Source organism: Nocardioides sp. zg-DK7169 (assembly GCF_013155365.1).
Lineage (GTDB): Bacteria > Actinomycetota > Actinomycetes > Propionibacteriales > Nocardioidaceae > Nocardioides.
In genome coordinates this window covers 213287-230387 of sequence record NZ_JABJRA010000010.1, presented here as the reverse complement: position 1 = coordinate 230387, position 17101 = coordinate 213287, and the positions used below count along the sequence as shown (strand labels likewise).

The window sequence follows — 17101 nt, the reverse complement described above, 5'->3', positions numbered from 1 at the left end:
CAACCGCCGGCGTCGCCAACGAGGCCTCGGCAAGCTCACCCCGGTCGAGTTTGAGATGATCTACGCGATCTCAGAAGCGGCCTGATCCCCGCAAACCCCGAGTGTCAACAAGACCGGGGGCAGTCCCAAACCGTCCAAACCGAGGTTCTGCGCCTGGGCGATGACATCGATGGACTGGTACGTCGAGAAGACGACCGTCATCCGCTCCTTGGCGTACTTCCCGACCGCCATCCGCTCCACCAGCGTCTGGGCATCGGTGGTCGCGGGCTCGGTGAGGTCGATGGTCGGCATGTCGGCGTCGTCAGTGCTGACCTTGCGCCCCACCCGGACATCAGAGCAGACCGCGAACGGCCGGATGTCGACTTCGGTGTTCGCCATCCACTCGCGCAGGCTCTGGGATAGCAACTGGATGGACGGGACCAGGAACAGGACACGTCCACCCGCGCCGACGAGTTCCTCGGCGATCTTGAGCGAGGTGTAGGTCTTGCCGGTGCCACAGGCCATGATGAGTTTCCCGCGCTCGTGGCTGCGGAACCCGCCGAAGACGTCATGAAGGGCGCGCTCCTGGTGCGGGCGTAGCGCCTTCTTCCCGGTCGAGACCAGGACCTCGGGGGTGGTCCAGGAGTACTGCGACCAGTCGAACGCGGACTCGTCGAGCCAAGCGATATCAACGCGCTGCACCGGCACGGCCTGGTGGGCGAGCGTGTCGGTGGCGTTCGGGGACCACGCCTTGGCCGTGTCGAAGATGTAGCGCCGTGTGAACTCCTTGCCTCCCGAGGCGGAGAGGAAGGAGTCGATGTCGCCCTTCGCCACGGTGGAGCCGGGGGCATAGAACTTGCACTGGATGGCGGCGTACCCATCCTCGTCGCGCAAGGCGGCGACCAGGTCGATGCCCGTGTCCGGACGCCCTTCGCGGCCCGGCCATTCGGTCCAAAGCCACACGTCGGAGAACCGGTTCGCCCACTCGGGGTCGTTGAGCAGATAGGTCTTGATGAGGCGCTCGAACTTGTCGCCCTTGTCGCGCTCGTCGAGCGCCTGGGTGCGGAGGTCGCCGAGAACCTCGTAGATCGTCGCAGTCACGCGTACAGAGTCTGCCTCACGGGACGCGCTGACGCGCCGTTCCCCCGTGACTCGCGCGCGGACCCTGGTCGCCGCGCCAGACACTCTCCCGACCTGAGTGGCGTTCAATTACCGGGCAATCACCGGGTAGAGGCGAGACAGTCGGAATAGCAGGAGGCCCTGTCCAGCAAACCTGCTGGTCAGGGCCTCCTGCTTGAGCCGCCTGTCGGAATCGAACCGACGACCTAATCATTACGAGTGATTCGCTCTACCGACTGAGCTAAGGCGGCGCGTCGCCCGGCACGCCGGACAACCCGGCAGAGCATACCGACGCCCCGACCGGGGCGCGAAACCGGCACCCGCTCCGGCATCTCGATCGGGGCCAGGTCAGGCCCCGACCTCAGGCGACGAGCTCGACCTCGCGCGGACGGCGGGAGTCGGCGACGAGGCGCAGCGGCGCGGACTGGGTGGCGCCGCACCAGCAGGTGAAGGTGGCGACGGGACCGTGCGCACCGGCGGCGACCGCGGTGACCTGGCTGGGGAAGATGAGCTGGCGCTTGTCGCAGGCGCTGCAGACGTGGGTGAACACCGCGGTTCCTTTCCGTGGGTGCGAACGGGGACGACTTCATCGTCCCCCGGACTCACCACAAGGGGTAGCCTCGGTTTCCTCGGACCCACATAGGTTGTCCCTATGCTTTCGCTGCACCAGCTGACCTGCTTCCTCGCGACGTACGAGCACGGCTCGCTCACCGCGGCCGCCGAGCACCTCGGCTACGCGCAGCCCTCGGTCTCCGAGCAGATCCGCAGCCTCGAGCGCACGCTCGGCGTGGAGCTCTTCCGCCGCGTCGGCCGCGGCGTCGTCCCCACGGACGCCGCCGAGTCGCTGCGGCCGCACGCCGAGCAGGCCCTCACCGCGGTCCGCGAGGCACAGCAGGCCGTGCAGCAGGTCCGCTCGCTGGAGACCGGGACCATCCGGTTCGGGATGTTCGGCACCGCGCGGCTGTACGCCGGCGCCGGCCTGGTCGCCGACGTCCTCGCCCGACATCCCGGCGTCCGGGTAGAGCTGGTCGGCCAGAACTCCCTCGACGTCCAGGACGACCTGCGCCGCGGACGCCTGGAGGCGGCGATGATCGCGGTCTCGAGCGCGACCAGCGAAGGCCTGACGATCACCCCGGTCGCCCGCGACGAGCTGGTCTACATCAGCAGCGACCCCGACCGCCTCACCACCCCGCTCACCGCGCACCGACTGGCGCAGGCCTCACTGGTGATGCCGGAGACCACGTGGCGGGCGCGCGACTCCACCCGGATCGTGCTGCGCCGGATGCTGCACGAGACCGGACGCAACCCGCAGACCCGCATCGAGGTCGAGGACGTCGAGACGGCGGTCGAGCTCGTGGGGATGGGGCTGGCCGACTCGGTGGTCAACAAGGGCGCCGCGCTCCAGCTGCTCCCCCGCCTGGCCCCCGACGCCGGCTGGGTCTCGCTGCGGCCGCGCCAGTACGACACGCTCGCCATCGTCCACCGCACCGGCGCGACCCTCTCCCCCGCCGCGCAGCTGATGATCGAGCTGGCCACCGCCCGCATCCAGGCGATCGCGGACCCCGTCCGCACCCGCTGACCCCCCGCGGCGGCAGGTGGCCGAGGCGGCCGCTCAGCAGCGCTGGCCGTCCTCCGGCACCGTGCCGTCGATGAGGTAGGCCTCCACGATCTCGTCGACGCACGCGTTGCCGGCGTTGTAGCCGGTGTGCCCGTCGCCGTCGCGGGTGAGCAGGACGCCGGACTCCAGCGTGTCGGCCAGCGCCACGGACCACTCGTACGGCGTCGCGGGGTCCCGGGTGGTGCCGATGACCAGGATCGGCGCTGCGCCCTCGCCGCGGATGTCGAGCGGCTCCTCCTCGGAGCGGGCCGAGTAGCCCACACAGCCCAGCAGCCCCCAGGCGAAGACCCGTCCGAAGGTGGGCGCGGCCTCGTCGAAGGCCGCGAACTCCTCCGGGATCCGCCCGGCCGGCACCGAGGCCGGGTCGTCGAGGCAGCGCACGGCGACGATCGCCTCGGTGGAGTTGTCGAGGTAGCCGTCCGGGCCGCGCGAGGCGTAGCTGTCGGCCAGCAGCTGCAGGACGGTGCCGTCGCCGTCGAAGGCGCGCTGGAGCGCCTGGTCGAGCAGATCCCAGTACGTGCGGTTGTAGAGCGGCGTCGCGATGCCGAGGAACGCCGTGCCCGGCCCGACCTCGCGCCCGTCCTGGGTCGGCAGCGGCTTGGCGTCGAGGTCGTCGAGGAGCCCGGAGATCCGCTCCAGCCCAGCCTCCACGGAGTCGCCGAGGAAGCAGTCGCCGGCGTCGACGCAGTTCTGCACGTAGGCGCGCAGCGCGGTCTCGAAGCCCCGCGCCTGCCCCAGGCTGGACTCGCGGGCGTCGAGGGTGACGTCGACGCCGCCGTCGAGCACCATCCGCCCGACCCGGTCGGGGAAGAGCTCGGCGTAGGTCGCGCCGAGCTGGGTGCCGTAGGAGGCGCCGAAGTAGGTGAGCGTGTCCTCGTCGAGCGCGGCGCGCAGGACGTCGAGGTCGCGGGCGGCCTCGGCCGTGGACACGTGGGCCGCGATCTCACCGGAGCGCTCGACGCAGCCGCGGTTGAACGCCCGGGTCAAGAAGACCAGGTCGCCGGCCTCCGCGTCGCTGTCCGGCACCGGGTCCTGGGCCAGGTAGCGGTCCAGCGCGGCGTCGGGGACACAGTCGACGGGCGAGCTCGAGCCGGTGCCGCGGGGGTCGAAGCCGACGATGTCGTAGACCCGGGTCAGCTCGGGACGGAAGGCCTGCGAGGACTGCGCGGCGTACGTCGTGCCGGGCGCGCCGGGGCCGCCCGGGTTGACCAGCAGCGAGCCGATGCGCGCCTCGGGGTCGGTGGCGGGCGCGCGCAGCAGGGCCAGCTCGATGCTCTCCGCGTCGGGGTCGGCGTAGTCGAGCGGCACCTCCACCTGGGCGCACTCGAAGTCGCCCTCGCCGGAGCAGCGCTGCCAGTCGACCGTCTGGTCGTAGAACTCCTGGAGGTCCGCGGCGGGAGCCTCCCGGGCGCCGGGGTCGGCCGCCCCGGTGGGCGCGGGCGTCCAACCGCTGCCGTCGGAGGAGCCCGACCCCGAGCCGGAGGTGAGGGCGCTGATCGCGACGCCGATGGTGCCGAGCACGAGGGCGACGACGGTCACCAGCACGACCAGCCGCACGGTCGCGGGCTTCACCGCCCGGCTCCGTCGGGGGCGCGCAGGGACACCATCATCGACTCCAGGGCGAGGGCGGGGGGCACGTTGAACTCCAGCATCTGCTCGCGGGCCTCGAAGATCCAGCCGATCCGTTGCAGGTTCAGCTCCGGGCTGGAGGTCTCGACCAGCCACTCGATGTCGGCGCGGATCTCCTCGTTGACCAGCTCGCCGGTCGCGCCCGAGGCGAGCGCGACCGCGTCGCGGTAGACCGACACCAGGTCCATCAGCGCCCGGTCGACGACGTCGAGGTGGCGTCGCTTGGCGCGGGTCTTCTGCTCCTTGAGCAGCTCGGCGAGGGCGGGGGCGTACTCCCGGGGGCGTCGGCCCCGCTCCACCACGCCGTAGGCCGCGTCGAGGTCGACCTTCTCCCGGGCGTCGAGGTCGCCGGTGAGCGCCTCGGCCTCCTCCTTGCTGACCTCCGCGATCCGCGCGGCGCAGCGCATGCAGGCGCCCAGGCTGGTGAGCTTGGCCGGCATGGCCACGACCTCGTTGCGGCGCTTGCGGGTCTCGGGGTCGCGCGCCAGCGCGCGGGCGCGACCGATGTGGCCCTGGCTGGCGCGGGCGGCGGAGGCGGCCAGCGCCTCGGGGACGCCGTCGCGGGCGACCAGGAAGCCGGCGACGTCGCGCGGGCTCGGCGTGCTCAGCGTGACCAGGCGGCAGCGGGAGCGGACCGTGGGCAGGACGTCCTCGACCGTGGGGGCGCACAGCATCCACACGGTCCGCTCGGCCGGCTCCTCGATCGCCTTGAGCAGCGCGTTGACGGCCTGCTCGGTGAGCCGGTCGGCGTCCTCGACCACGATCACCTGCCAGCGCTGGCCCACCGGGGACAGGGAGGCCGAGCGCACCAGGTCGCGCACGAGGCGCACGCCCAGCGAGAGGCCGGAGGTGCTGATCCGCTTGACGTCGGCGTGGGTGCCGCCCAGGACGGTGCGGCAGGCGTGGCACTGCCCGCAGCCGGGCTCGGCGGGGGCGCGGTCGCACTGCAGCGCGGCGGCGAAGGCCATCGCGGCGTTGGAGCGCCCGGAGCCGGGCGGGCCGGTGAACAGCCAGGCGTGGCTCATCCCGTGGCCGCTGGCCGCCGCGCGCAGGGCCTTGATCGCCGCACGCTGGCCGACCAGGCCGTCCCAGACCGTGGGCGCCTGCTGCACGGCGGTCATCGGGTCGCCTGCCCGAGCAGCGGCTCGACCCGTGCCCACACCGCGTCGGCGATCTCCTCGACCGATGCGCGGGCGTCGAGCACGAGGTAGTGGTCCGGGTCGGCGCCGGCCATCTCGAGGAACGCGGCGCGCACCCGCTGGTGGAACTCCACGGACTCGCCCTCGATCCGGTCGCGGGTCTCGAAGCGGGCCAGGCCCGTCTCGGGTGCGAGGTCGAGCACGACCGTGAGGTGCGGGCGCAGGTCGCCGGTGGCCCAGCGGGCGACCTCCTCGACCTCGGCGACCGCGAGCGAGCGGCCGGCGCCCTGGTAGGCCAGGGTCGAGTCGACGTAGCGGTCGGTGATCACGACCGCGCCGCGGGCCAGCGCCGGCAGGACGAGGGTCTCGACGTGCTCGGCCTTGTCGGCGGCGTACAGCAGGACCTCGGTGCGGTCGGCCAGCGCGCCCGTCTCGGGGCTCAGCACGATGCGGCGCAGCTCCTTGCCGACGCCCGTGTCGCCCGGCTCGAAGGTCAGCACGGTGGCGTAGCCGGCCGCGTCGAGGCGCTGGGCCAGCAGCCGGGACTGGGTCGACTTGCCCGAGCCCTCACCGCCCTCGAAGCACACGAAGACGCCGGTCTCGGCGAACACACCCGGATCCACGCTCACGGCCTCCACCCTATGCGGCAGCGCCGACCGTGCCCGGCGTGGGCACGGTCGGCGCCGGCACGGCACACGGGCAGGATCAGGACAGCGCCCCGAAGATGTCCTCGTCGCCGATCGCCGGCAGCGTGTCGACCGAGCAGAGCATGCGCGGCTCGGCGATCACGGTGCGGATCGGGACGCCCACGTCACTTCCCTCCGCGTAACCCTGGGCCTCCACGATCATGGCGACGAAGCGGTCGGTCCCCAGGTCGACGCCCACCCGCTTCGCCGCGCCGATCCCGGTCCGCTGCACCTCCGCGCCCTCGTCGGGCAGCGCCCCCTCGAACCGCGCCGCGCTCGCCACCGCCAGCGACATCGCGGCGTCGCTCGCCAGGAGCGGGCGGTCGGCGTCACGGAACCCGAAGCGCAGCTCCAGGCGCGAGCAGGCGCCACCGGTGGCGAAGGCGTACATCCCGGACCCGGCGGCCTGGAGCGAGGACGCGTAGCGGGTCCCGGCGATGGTCGCAGAGTGGTGGTGGAAGCCGACGCCGACGGCCAGGTGCGGCGACTGGGCCAGGTCGATCCACTTCTGCACGGTGAGCGCCACCGGCTTGCTCGTCCCGGCGGCGCGCGTGGCCGACCGGGGCTTGACCACGCGCAGCGAGGTCGCCCCGGCCCGGGTGAGCGAGATCTTCGCGGTGTACGCCGCCTTGGCGTTGGTCCGCACGGTGGCGGCCTTCTTCCAGCCGCCGGCGGCGTGGCGGACCTGGACGGTGACCGGCGACTTCGCGGCGCCGGGGCCGACGACGCGGCCCTTGAGGGTGATCGTCTTGCCGACGATCGCCTGGCCGGACGCGGCGGCGCTCACCTGGAAGGCCGGGGCCTTGCGCGGGGCCGGCGTGGTGGTCGCGGCGGCGGGGGTGGCGAATGCCGGGACGGCCAGGCCGGCGGCGACGGCGAGCGCGAGGGCGGAGGGGAGGATGCGCATGGTGCTCCTGGATTCGGGGGTTCCGGACGGTCCCCGACATTAAGACACCTGTTTAGAAATGGGAGTCGCGGCGGCGATAGTGGTCCAGACCGGGTCGCCGCGGGTGGGCGCGCGCAGGGGTCGACGGAGCTACGGCGCCGGTGGTCGAGCCTGTCGAAACCGATGGGGTTTCGACAGGCTCGACCCACGGACGTGAGCTCAACCAACCGGCCCGCCGACTCACTCGGGGTCGGCGGCCGCCTTCTTGGTGGTCTTCTTGGCCGCGGTCTTGGTGGCCGTGCCCTTCTTGGCGGCCGCCTTCTTGGCCGGGGCCTTCTTGGCGGCGGCCTTCTTCGCGGGCGCCTTCTTGGCCGTCTTCTTGGCGGCCTTCTTCGCCGGGCCGCGCTCGCGGCGCTCGGCGAGGAGCTCGGCGGCGCGCTCGAGGGTGATCGCCTCGACCGTGTCGTCCTTGCGCAGCGTCGCGTTGTACTCGCCGTCGGTGACGTACTCGCCGAAGCGGCCCGACTTCACCACGACCGGCTGCCCGGAGACCGGGTCGTTGCCCAGCTCCTTGAGCGGCGGCGCCGCCGCGGCCCGGCCGCGCTGCTTGGGCTGGGCGTAGATCTTCAGCGCCTCGTCGAGGGTCACCGAGAAGATCTGGTCCTCGCTGGTCAGCGACCGCGAGTCCGTGCCCTTCTTCAGGTACGGGCCGTAGCGGCCGTTCTGGGCGGTGATCTCCTCGCCGCTCTCCGGGTCCTCGCCGACCACGCGCGGCAGCTCGAGCAGCTTGACCGCGTCGGCGAGGGTCACGGTGTCCAGCGACATCGACTTGAACAGCGAGCCGGTGCGCGGCTTCGCCGACTTCGGCGCGTCCTCGGGGAGCACCTCGGTGACGTAGGGGCCGAAGCGGCCGTTCTTCGCCACGACCTGCAGCCCGGTCTCCGGGTGCGTGCCGAGCGCGATCTCCTCGCCCGCCGGGTTGGCGAACAGCTCGGCGGCCTTCTCGAGGGTCAGCTCGTCGGGCGGCAGGTCGTCGGGCACGTTCGCCCGCTTGCCGGCCGGGGTGCCGTCGTCGCCCGGGCCCTCCAGGTAGGGGCCGTAGCGCCCCACCCGCAGGTTGATCCCGGCCTCGGGATCGCCGATCGGGAACGTCGCGAGCTCGCGCGCGTCGATGTCGCCGAGCCCGTCGACGAGCTTCTTGAGCCCGTCCACGTCGCCGGAGCCGTAGTAGAACTCGCCGAGCTCGGTGTTGCGGTCCTTGCGGCCGGCCGCGATCTCGTCGAGCACGTCCTCCATCTCGGCGGTGAACTCATAGGAGATCTGCCGGGGGAAGTGCTCCACGAGCAGGCGCACCACCGAGAAGGCCAGCCACGCCGGCACCAGCGCGGTGCCCTTCTTGTAGACGTAGCCGCGGTTCAGGATGGTGCCGATGATCGAGGCGTACGTCGAGGGGCGGCCGATCTCGCGGTCCTCGAGCTCCTTGATCAGCGTGGCCTCGGTGTAGCGGGCCGGCGGCTTGGTCTCGTGGCCGTTGGCGCTCACCGACGCGGCCGAGACCGCGTCGCCCTCGACGAGCGCGGGCAGGCGGGTCTCCGCGTCGTCCTTCGCGGCACCCTCCTCGACGCCCTCGACGTAGGCCTTGAGGAAGCCGTGGAAGGTGATCACGCGGCCGCTGGCGGCGAAGACGACGTCCTCGCCGGTGGCCGCGGTGCCGCCCAGCCGGATCGAGACCGACTGGCCGGTGGCGTCCTTCATCTGGGAGGCGACGGTGCGCATCCAGATCAGCTCGTAGAGGCGGAACTGCTCCCCGGTGAGCCCGGTCTGGGCGGGCGTCCGGAAGGACTCGCCGGCGGGCCGGATCGCCTCGTGCGCCTCCTGGGCGTTCTTGACCTTGGAGGCGTAGGTGCGGGGCTTGTCCGGGAGGTACTCCGCGCCGTACAGCTCGCGCACCTGGTTGCGCGCCGCCTCGACCGCCCCGCCCGAGAGGGTGGTGGAGTCGGTACGCATGTAGGTGATGAAGCCGTTCTCGTAGAGGCGCTGGGCGACCGACATGGTCACGCTCGCGCTCATGCCGAGCTTGCGGCTGGCCTCCTGCTGCAGCGTCGTGGTGCGGAACGGCGCGTAGGGGCTGCGGCGGTAGGGCTTGGACTCCACCGAGCGCACGTCGTACGTCGCGTCCTGCAGCGCCGCGGACAGCGCCTCGGCGCGGGTGCGGTCGAGGTGGACGATGCCGTCGGTCTTCTTCAGCAGCCCGTCGGGGCCGAAGTCGGAGCCGCGGGCGACGCGGGCGCCGTCGACGGAGTGCAGCTTGGCGGGGAACATCCGCTGGTCGTGCTTGCTGCCGGCGTCGAAGGTCCCCTCGAGGTCCCAGTACGACGCGACGTGGAAGCGCATCCGCTCACGCTCGCGGTCCACGACCAGGCGGGTCGCGACCGACTGGACCCGGCCGGCGGACAGGCCGGACATGATCTTCTTCCACAGCACCGGGGAGACCTCGTAGCCGTAGAGGCGGTCGAGGATGCGACGCGCCTCCTGGGCCTCGACGAGGTCCATGTCGAGCTCGCGGGGGTTCTCGGCGGCGGCCTGGATGGCCGGCTTGGTGATCTCGTGGAAGACCATCCGCTTGACCGGGACGCCCTTCTTGGGCTTCAGCTCGTCGAGGAGGTGCCAGGCGATCGCCTCTCCCTCGCGGTCCTCATCGGTGGCGAGGTAGAGCTCGTCGGCGTCCTTCAGCAGCGACTTGAGCTTGGCCATGTGGGCCTTCTTGTCGCGCGGGACCACGTAGTAGGGCTCGAACCCGTGCTCCACGTCGACGCCGAGGCGACCCCAGGGCTTGTCCTTGATCTTGGCCGGTGTCTCCGCTGCGCTCTGCGGGAGGTCACGGATGTGGCCGATGGAGGACTCGACGACGTACCCCTGTCCGAGGTACCCGCCGATGGTGCGGGCCTTCGCCGGGGACTCGACGATCACCAACTTGTGTGCCACGTCTGCTCTTTCTCTTCGTGCCGGTCAGCGGCTCACGGTAGCGCGTGCCCGAGGCGCTTTTGCCCACGAGCCGTCGCGGGGGTGGTTTCGGGGCCGCCCGGAGGGGCGGACCCGCAGGTGCTAGACGTCGGCCGGCTCCAAGAAGCCCTCGGCCACCAGCTCGCGCACGACCGGGAGGTAGGTCTCGCGCACCTGGGCGGGATCGCGCTCGAGCAGCTGGGCGAGCGCGTCGAGGATCTGGCCGAGGCTGAGCTCCCCGTCGCAGGCGCCGACGAGCGCGGCCTCGAGGGTGTCCGCGCGGCGGGCGCGGCGCAGGCCGCGGCGCTGGCGCAGGACGACGGCCTCGGGGTCCTCGGCGCCGGGCAGCCCGACGGTCTCCTGCTGGACGTCGTCGCGCACCACCAGGCGACTGGCGGCGTCGACTCCGTCGTCGAGCACCTCGACGGCGTCGCCCCAGGCACCGATCGCGGCGGCGACCGGCTGCTCGACGTCGTAGGGCCACTCCAGCAGCTCGCGCGCCGCGCTCCCGGGCGCGTCGGCGGTGCGCTTGCGCAGGTTGATCCAGCCGAAGCCGACCGCCTCGATGCCCTGCTCGTCGAACCACGACAGCCAGGTGTCGTAGCGGCGCACGTAGTCGGGCGCGCCGTGCTGGCCGGCGTCCTTGAGCCACAGCTCGACGTACGCCGCGGGGTCGAGGACCTCGCGCTGCACCACGAACGCGTCGCAGTCGTCGGCGAGCCACGGCAGCAGCCGCTCGTCCCAGGACCGCTCCCGGCTGATCACCCAGTTGGCGAGCACCTGGCACCAGCCGCCGGGGTTCAGGTGGGCGGGGGCGGTGCGGACGATGTCCTCCACGACGCGGTCGCCGGGCAGGCCGCTGTCGCGGTAGACCAGCCGCTCGCCGGTCGCCGGGGAGATCACGAACGGCGGGTTGGTGGCGATCAGGTCGAAGCGCTCCTCGCGCACCGGCTCGAAGAACGAGCCGTCGCGGACCTCGACGACGTCGGCCACGCCGTTCAGCGCGGCGTTGAAGCGGGTGATGCGCAGGGCGCGCTGGTTGACGTCGGTGGCGACCACGGCGTCGCTGTGGCGCGCGAGGTGCAGCGCCTGGACGCCGCAGCCGGTGCCGAGGTCCAGGGAGCGCCCGACCGGGTCGCGCAGGGTCAGCTGGGCCAGCGAGGTGGAGGCGGAGCTGATGCCGAGCACGTGGTCGGGGCCGACGCGCTGCGGGCCGCCGTCCAGGCCGGGCGTGAGGTCGCTGACCACCCACAGCGGCTCGTCGGCGTCGGTTCCGTAGGGCCGCACGTCGAGGCGGGCGGCGACCTCGCTCACGGACTGCTCGACCAGGCCCTCCACGGCGAGCCGGTCGACGAGGCCGGGCAGCGCGGCGTCGGCCGCGGCGCGGGGGACGGTCTGCTGGAGCAGGAAGAGCCGCACCAGGGTCTCCAGCGGCGACCCGCCGGCGGTACGGCGTACCCCCGGCGTCGTCTCGTTGCGGGCCAGCGCGTCGTGGGCGCGGGGGCCGAGCAGCTCGGCGACGGCGTCGTAGGTGAAGTCGGCGGCCTCGAGGGCCGATCGGAGTCGTGCGGGGAGATCGGTGTCGGGCACGGGCCCCAGCCTAGGGGTCCGTGCCCGACACCTCGGACGGTGCCGTCCGCCGCGATCAGTGGCCGGGCGCGGCCGGCGAGGGGTCGGACGACGGCGCGGGCGGAACCGACGACTGGTCGTCGCCGAGGGAGACGCCGCGGCGCTTGGAGACATAGATCGCGACGGCGATGATCGCCACGGCGACCAGCGCGATGGCGATCCGGGCGACGTCGTTCTGGTCCTCGCCGACGCTCAGCGAGACCACCGCGCCGACGATGAGCAGGGAGACGAGGTTCATCACCTTGATCAGCGGGTTGATGGCCGGGCCGGCGGTGTCCTTGAACGGGTCGCCGACGGTGTCGCCGATGATCGTGGCGGAGTGCGCGTCGGAGCCCTTGCCGCCGTGGTGGCCGTCCTCGACCAGCTTCTTGGCGTTGTCCCAGGCGCCGCCGGAGTTGGCCAGGAAGACCGCCATCAGCGTGCCGGTGCCGATGGCGCCGGCCAGGAAGCCGGCCAGGGCGGAGACGCCGAGGCCGAACCCGACGGCGATCGGCGCGAGCACGGCCAGCAGGCCGGGGGTGATCAGCTCGCGCAGCGAGTCGCGGGTGACGATGTCGACGACCTTGCCGTACTCCGGTCGTCCGGTGCCCTCCATGATCCCGGGGATCTCGCGGAACTGGCGGCGCACCTCGTAGACCACCGCGCCGGCCGCTCGGGCGACCGCGTTGATCGCCAGGCCGGAGAACATGAACACCACGGCGGCGCCGAGCAGGACCCCGACGAGCACCGCCGGGTTGAAGACGAAGAAGTCGGCGAGGTCGAAGTCGACCGCGCCCGCGTCGTCGATGGCCTCGAAGGCCGAGGTGGCGTAGGAGCCGAACAGGGCGGTCGCGGCGAGCACCGCGGTCGCGATCGCGATGCCCTTGGTGATCGCCTTGGTGGTGTTGCCGACGGCGTCGAGCTCGGTGAGGATCTGGGCGCCCTCCGGGCTGACGTCGCCCGACATCTCCGCAACGCCCTGGGCGTTGTCGGAGACGGGGCCGAAGGTGTCCATCGCGACGATGACGCCGACGGTGGTCAGCAGCCCGCAGCCGGCGAGGGCCACGGCGAACAGCGAGATGGTGAGCGAGGCGCCGCCGAGCAGGAACGCCCCGAAGACCGCGGCGCCGATGACCAGGGTGGTGTAGACCGCCGACTCGAAGCCGAGGGCCAGGCCCGAGAGGATCACCGTGGCCGGGCCGGTCAGCGAGGTCTCCCCGACCTCGCGCACCGGGGTGTGCTCGGTCCCGGTGTAGTAGCCGGTCAGCCCGAGGATGCCCGCGGCCATCACGATGCCGATCACGACCGCGACCGCCGCGATCAGCGCCGGGTTGCCCTCGCTGGTGCCGCCGAGGACCTGGTCGATCAGGTTGTCCTCGAGCCCCTCGAGCTCGCCGAAGCTGGTCGGGAGGTAGAGGAAGGACACGATCACCGAGGCCACCGCGGCGATCGCGGAGGAGAGGTAGAAGGACTTGTTGATCGTGGTCAGACCGCTCTCCCCGGACCGGGGCCGGGTCAGGTAGACGCCGGCGACCGCGGTGAGCGCGCCGATGGCGGGGATCAGGAGCGGGTAGACCAGGCCGGCGTCGCCGAAGGCCTGGGAGCCGAGGATCAGCGCCGCCACCAGGGTCACGGCGTAGGACTCGAAGAGGTCGGCGGCCATCCCGGCACAGTCGCCGACGTTGTCGCCCACGTTGTCGGCGATGGTCGCGGCGTTGCGCGGGTCGTCCTCGGGGATGTTCTGCTCGACCTTGCCGACCAGGTCGGCACCGACGTCGGCGGCCTTGGTGAAGATGCCGCCGCCGACCCGCATGAACATCGCCAGCAGCGCGGCGCCGAAGCCGAAGCCCTCGAGCACGTGCGGCGCCTGGTCCTGGAAGAAGATCACCACGACGCTGGCTCCGAGCAGGCCCAGGCCGACGGTGAGCATGCCGACCATCGCCCCGGTGCGCAGCCCGATGTGCATCGCGGTCTCGCGCCCGACGGTGTTGGCGGCGGCCGCGACCCGCAGGTTGGCCCGGACCGCCAGGGACATGCCCAGGTAGCCCACGGCGGCGGAGAACCCCGCTCCGATGAGGAAGAACACCGAGCGGAAGACCCGCACCGCCCAGTCGTCGGCCGGCAGCGCCAGGAGCAGGAAGAACGCGAGCGCCGCGAAGACCGCGAGCGTGCGGAACTGCCGCTGGAGGTAGGCGTCGGCACCCTCCTGCACCGCCTGCGCGATTGCCTTCATGTCGGGAGTGCCTTCGGGCGCGGCAAGGACCTCCTGGCGGAACATCGCCGCCATCGCCAGAGCGCCCAGCGCGATCAGGGCGACGACGATCACCAGGACGAGATTGCCCCCCGAGACCTCCACGACTGCCGGTGAGAACGCCAACATGTGTTTCCTCCTGCTGCCGGTGGGGTGGTGTCCGGCTGGATCCCGCTCGTCCAGCGTCGGAACGAGCCGGAGTCTACGCAGATGAGACCTGGGTCACACCAGGGCGCGCGGGGACGACGCCGAGCCCGGCCCCCGACGGGGACCGGGCTGAGCGGACGCGGAGGTCAGCTGCCGGCGAGTGCGGCGTCGGCGGAGTCGTGGATCACGAACACCTTCGACAGGCCGGTGATGCGGAAGATCTTGAGCAGCCGGTCCTGGGTGCAGACCAGGTGCAGCGAGCCGTCGTGGGCCCGCACCTTCTTGAGGCCGCCGACGAGCACGCCGAGGCCGGTGGAGTCCAGGAACTCCACCGCTTCCATGTCGATCACGAGGTCATAGACGCCCGCAGCGACGAGCTCGGTGATCTTGTCACGGAGCTTCGGGGCGGTGTAGACGTCGATCTCGCCACCGACGGCAACGATGGTCTTCCCATCGACGTCGCGTGTTGCAAGAGTGAGGTCCACGGTTACTCCTCGAGAGGCGGGCTGAGCGAGCCGGCCACCGAGACGTCCCCCGCCCCGACATCCGGCCTGCCATATGAAACCACGGGCCCCGCTCCTGCGCACAGACACCGCCACTCCGACGGTGGACGAGTCCCCCTCCGCACGCTCGATTCCGGGGCTGTCGGAGGCGTTTGCGACACTGCCGGTATGGCCATCTCGCTCCATCTCCCGCCTGCGGCGGGAGCCTCGGGGCCCTCGGCCGTGACCGGACTCGTCGAGCGGCTCGCCGCCGTCCCGGGTCGCGAAGACCGTCTGGTCCACCTCGAGGTCCTCCCCGCACGCGAGGGCCTCACGGCCGACTGGCCGGCGTGGGCGGACCCCGAGGTCGTCGCGGCGTACGCCGGGCGCGGGCTCGTCGCCCCGTGGCGCCACCAGGTGGTCGCGGCGGAGGCGGCCCACGAGGGACAGCACGTCGTCCTGGCCACCGGCACCGCCTCGGGCAAGTCCCTGGCCTACCAGCTCCCGGCGCTCACCGACATCCGCGCCGCGCGCAGCCCGCGGGGGCGCCGGGGCGCGACCGTGCTCTACGTCGCCCCGACCAAGGCGCTGGCCCAGGACCAGCTGCACTCGATGGGCGGGCTCGGGCTCGACGTGCGGATCACCACCCACGACGGCGACAGCGCCCGCGAGCAGCGCGACTGGGCGCGCGACCACGCCGAGTACGTCCTGACCAACCCCGACATGCTGCACCGCTCGCTGCTGCCGGGCCACGAGCGGTGGGCGGCCTTCCTGGGCTCGCTGCGCTACGTCGTGATCGACGAGTGCCACCACTACCGCGGCGTGTTCGGCGCCCATGTCTCCCACGTGCTGCGCCGGCTGCGCCGCATCTGCGCCCACTACGGCGCACACCCCACGTTCGTGCTCGCCTCGGCCACGGTCGCGGAGCCGGAGCGCGCGGCCGAGCGCCTCACCGGCCTGGAGGTCCTCGCCGTCACCGGCGACACCTCGCCACGCGGACGCCTCTCGATGGCGTTGTGGGAGCCGCCCTTCACCGCCGGCGCCGGCGAGAACGGCGCCCCGGTGCGGCGCGCCGCGTCCTCCGAGACCGCCGACCTGCTCGCCGACCTGGTGGTCGCGGGCGTGCGGACCCTGGCCTTCGTGCGCTCGCGCCGCGGCGCCGAGCAGGTCGCGATGAGCGCGGCGGGGCTGCTCGCCGAGGTCGACCCCTCGCTGGCCGGGCGGGTCGCGGCGTACCGCGGCGGCTACCTGCCCGAGGAGCGGCGCGCGATCGAGGACGCCCTGCGCCGCGGCGAGCTGCGCGGGCTGGCGGCCACCAACGCCCTCGAGCTCGGCATCGACATCAGCGGCCTGGACGCCGTGCTGGTGGCCGGGTTCCCCGGCACCCGGGCCGCGTTCTGGCAGCAGGTCGGTCGCGCCGGGCGCGGCGCGCAGGACGCGATCGGCGTGCTCGTGGCCCGCGACGACCCGCTGGACACCTACCTCGTGCACCACCCTGAGACCCTGCTGGGACGCCCGGTCGAGGCGACCGTGTTCGACCCCGGCAACCCCTACGTCCTGGGCCCGCACCTGTGCGCCGCCGCCCAGGAGCGGCCGCTCACCGAGGAGGAGCTGCCCCTCTTCGGCCCCGACGCCCGCACGGTCGTCGACTCGCTGACCGACATCGGGCTGCTGCGCCGGCGCCCCCGGGGCTGGTTCTGGACCGACCGGCGCCGTGCGGCCGACCTCGCCGACATCCGCTCGAGCGGCGGGAGCCCGGTCCAGCTCGTCGAGGAGGGCACCGGCCGGGTGGTCGGCACCGTCGACGCGGCCAGCTCCCACGCCGCCGCCCACCCGGGCGCGGTCTACGTCCACCGCGGCGAGACCTGGCTGGTGACCTCGCTGGACCTCGAGGACCACGTCGCCGAGATCGTGCGCGCCGAGCCCGACTACTCCACCTCGGCGCGCGAGGTCACCGACATCGCGATCGTCGCCGAGCGCCAGCACGAGACCTGGGGACCCTGCCGGCTCTCCTTCGGCGACGTGGAGGTGCGCCACCAGGTGGTGTCGTTCCTCAAGCGCCGTCACCCCAGCGGCGAGGTGGTCGCCGAGGAGCCCCTCGACCTGCCCGAGCGCACGCTGGCGACCTCCGCGGTGTGGTGGACGGTGCCGGCCGACGTGCTCGCCGAGAGCGGGATCCTTCCGGCCGACCTGCCCGGCGCCGCGCACGCCGCCGAGCACTGCTCGATCGGGCTGCTGCCGCTGTTCGCCACCTGCGACCGCTGGGACATCGGCGGCGTCTCGACCGCGCTGCACCCCGACACCGGGCAGCTGACGGTCTTCGTCCACGACGGGCACCCGGGCGGGGCCGGCTTCGCCGAGCGCGGCTACGCCGCCGCGCGGGACTGGCTGACCGCGACCCGCGACACGATCGCCGCGTGCGGCTGCGTGGAGGGCTGCCCCTCCTGCATCCAGTCGCCCAAGTGCGGCAACCAGAACAACCCGCTCGACAAGCCGGGCGCGGTGGCGCTGCTGGACCTGCTGCTCGAGCACGCGCCCCGCGGGGACTGAGTCC

12 protein-coding genes and 1 tRNA gene are annotated in these 17101 nt (G+C 72.6%); 2 read left to right on the top strand and 11 right to left on the bottom strand.

Going from position 1 to position 17101, the window contains the following annotated elements; translation table 11 throughout:
• Positions 1-60 precede the first annotated feature (60 nt).
• From HOQ23_RS16080 to HOQ23_RS16070, 3 genes are all read right to left on the bottom strand, one after another.
• Positions 61-1080: a DEAD/DEAH box helicase family protein gene (locus tag HOQ23_RS16080; RefSeq protein WP_172215595.1), complete on the bottom strand. Its 1020-nt coding sequence runs from the start codon at positions 1078-1080 to the stop codon at positions 61-63.
• 196 nt (positions 1081-1276) lie between these two features.
• Positions 1277-1349, bottom strand: a tRNA-Thr gene (locus tag HOQ23_RS16075).
• Positions 1350-1459: 110 nt separating this feature from the next.
• On the bottom strand, positions 1460-1648 hold the full coding sequence (locus HOQ23_RS16070) for a hypothetical protein (protein WP_172215593.1): 189 nt from the start codon (positions 1646-1648) through the stop codon (positions 1460-1462).
• Positions 1649-1750: 102 nt separating this feature from the next.
• On the opposite strand from HOQ23_RS16070, the gene HOQ23_RS16065 reads away from it, so the two are divergent.
• Positions 1751-2677 carry a LysR family transcriptional regulator gene (locus HOQ23_RS16065; protein ID WP_172215591.1) on the top strand — a complete coding sequence of 309 codons (927 nt, stop codon included), beginning with the start codon at positions 1751-1753 and terminating at the stop codon, positions 2675-2677.
• 33 nt (positions 2678-2710) lie between these two features.
• Here HOQ23_RS16065 and HOQ23_RS16060 read toward each other — a convergent pair whose 3' ends face one another.
• The 8 genes from HOQ23_RS16060 to HOQ23_RS16025 form a co-directional block, all read right to left on the bottom strand.
• On the bottom strand, positions 2711-4288 hold the full coding sequence (locus tag HOQ23_RS16060) for an alpha/beta hydrolase (RefSeq protein WP_367650536.1): 1578 nt from the start codon (positions 4286-4288) through the stop codon (positions 2711-2713).
• The gene (locus tag HOQ23_RS16055) at positions 4285-5466 is read right to left on the bottom strand and encodes a DNA polymerase III subunit delta' (RefSeq protein WP_172215589.1); all 1182 of its coding nucleotides are present in this window, start codon (positions 5464-5466) and stop codon (positions 4285-4287) included. Before HOQ23_RS16055 ends, HOQ23_RS16060 begins: the two co-directional genes overlap by 4 nt.
• Positions 5463-6113, bottom strand: coding sequence for a dTMP kinase (tmk, locus tag HOQ23_RS16050; protein ID WP_367650535.1), 651 nt, complete (start codon positions 6111-6113; stop codon positions 5463-5465). Before tmk ends, HOQ23_RS16055 begins: the two co-directional genes overlap by 4 nt.
• 76 nt (positions 6114-6189) lie before the next feature.
• A complete protein-coding gene (locus HOQ23_RS16045) occupies positions 6190-7077 on the bottom strand; it encodes a hypothetical protein (RefSeq protein WP_172215588.1) in 888 nt (295 codons plus the stop codon).
• Between the two features lie 219 nt (positions 7078-7296).
• Positions 7297-10041, bottom strand: coding sequence for a type I DNA topoisomerase (gene topA / locus HOQ23_RS16040; protein ID WP_172215587.1), 2745 nt, complete (start codon positions 10039-10041; stop codon positions 7297-7299).
• Between the two features lie 120 nt (positions 10042-10161).
• Positions 10162-11649 carry a methyltransferase gene (locus HOQ23_RS16035; RefSeq protein ID WP_367650534.1) on the bottom strand — a complete coding sequence of 496 codons (1488 nt, stop codon included), beginning with the start codon at positions 11647-11649 and terminating at the stop codon, positions 10162-10164.
• Between the two features lie 55 nt (positions 11650-11704).
• A complete protein-coding gene (locus tag HOQ23_RS16030) occupies positions 11705-14047 on the bottom strand; it encodes a sodium-translocating pyrophosphatase (protein ID WP_172215585.1) in 2343 nt (780 codons plus the stop codon).
• A gap of 164 nt (positions 14048-14211) precedes the next feature.
• Positions 14212-14550, bottom strand: a complete 339-nt coding sequence (locus HOQ23_RS16025; RefSeq protein ID WP_166135748.1) for an anti-sigma factor antagonist — start codon at positions 14548-14550, stop codon at positions 14212-14214.
• A gap of 186 nt (positions 14551-14736) precedes the next feature.
• On the opposite strand from HOQ23_RS16025, the gene HOQ23_RS16020 reads away from it, so the two are divergent.
• Positions 14737-17097: a DEAD/DEAH box helicase gene (locus tag HOQ23_RS16020; protein ID WP_172215584.1), complete on the top strand. Its 2361-nt coding sequence runs from the start codon at positions 14737-14739 to the stop codon at positions 17095-17097.
• Positions 17098-17101 lie beyond the last annotated feature (4 nt).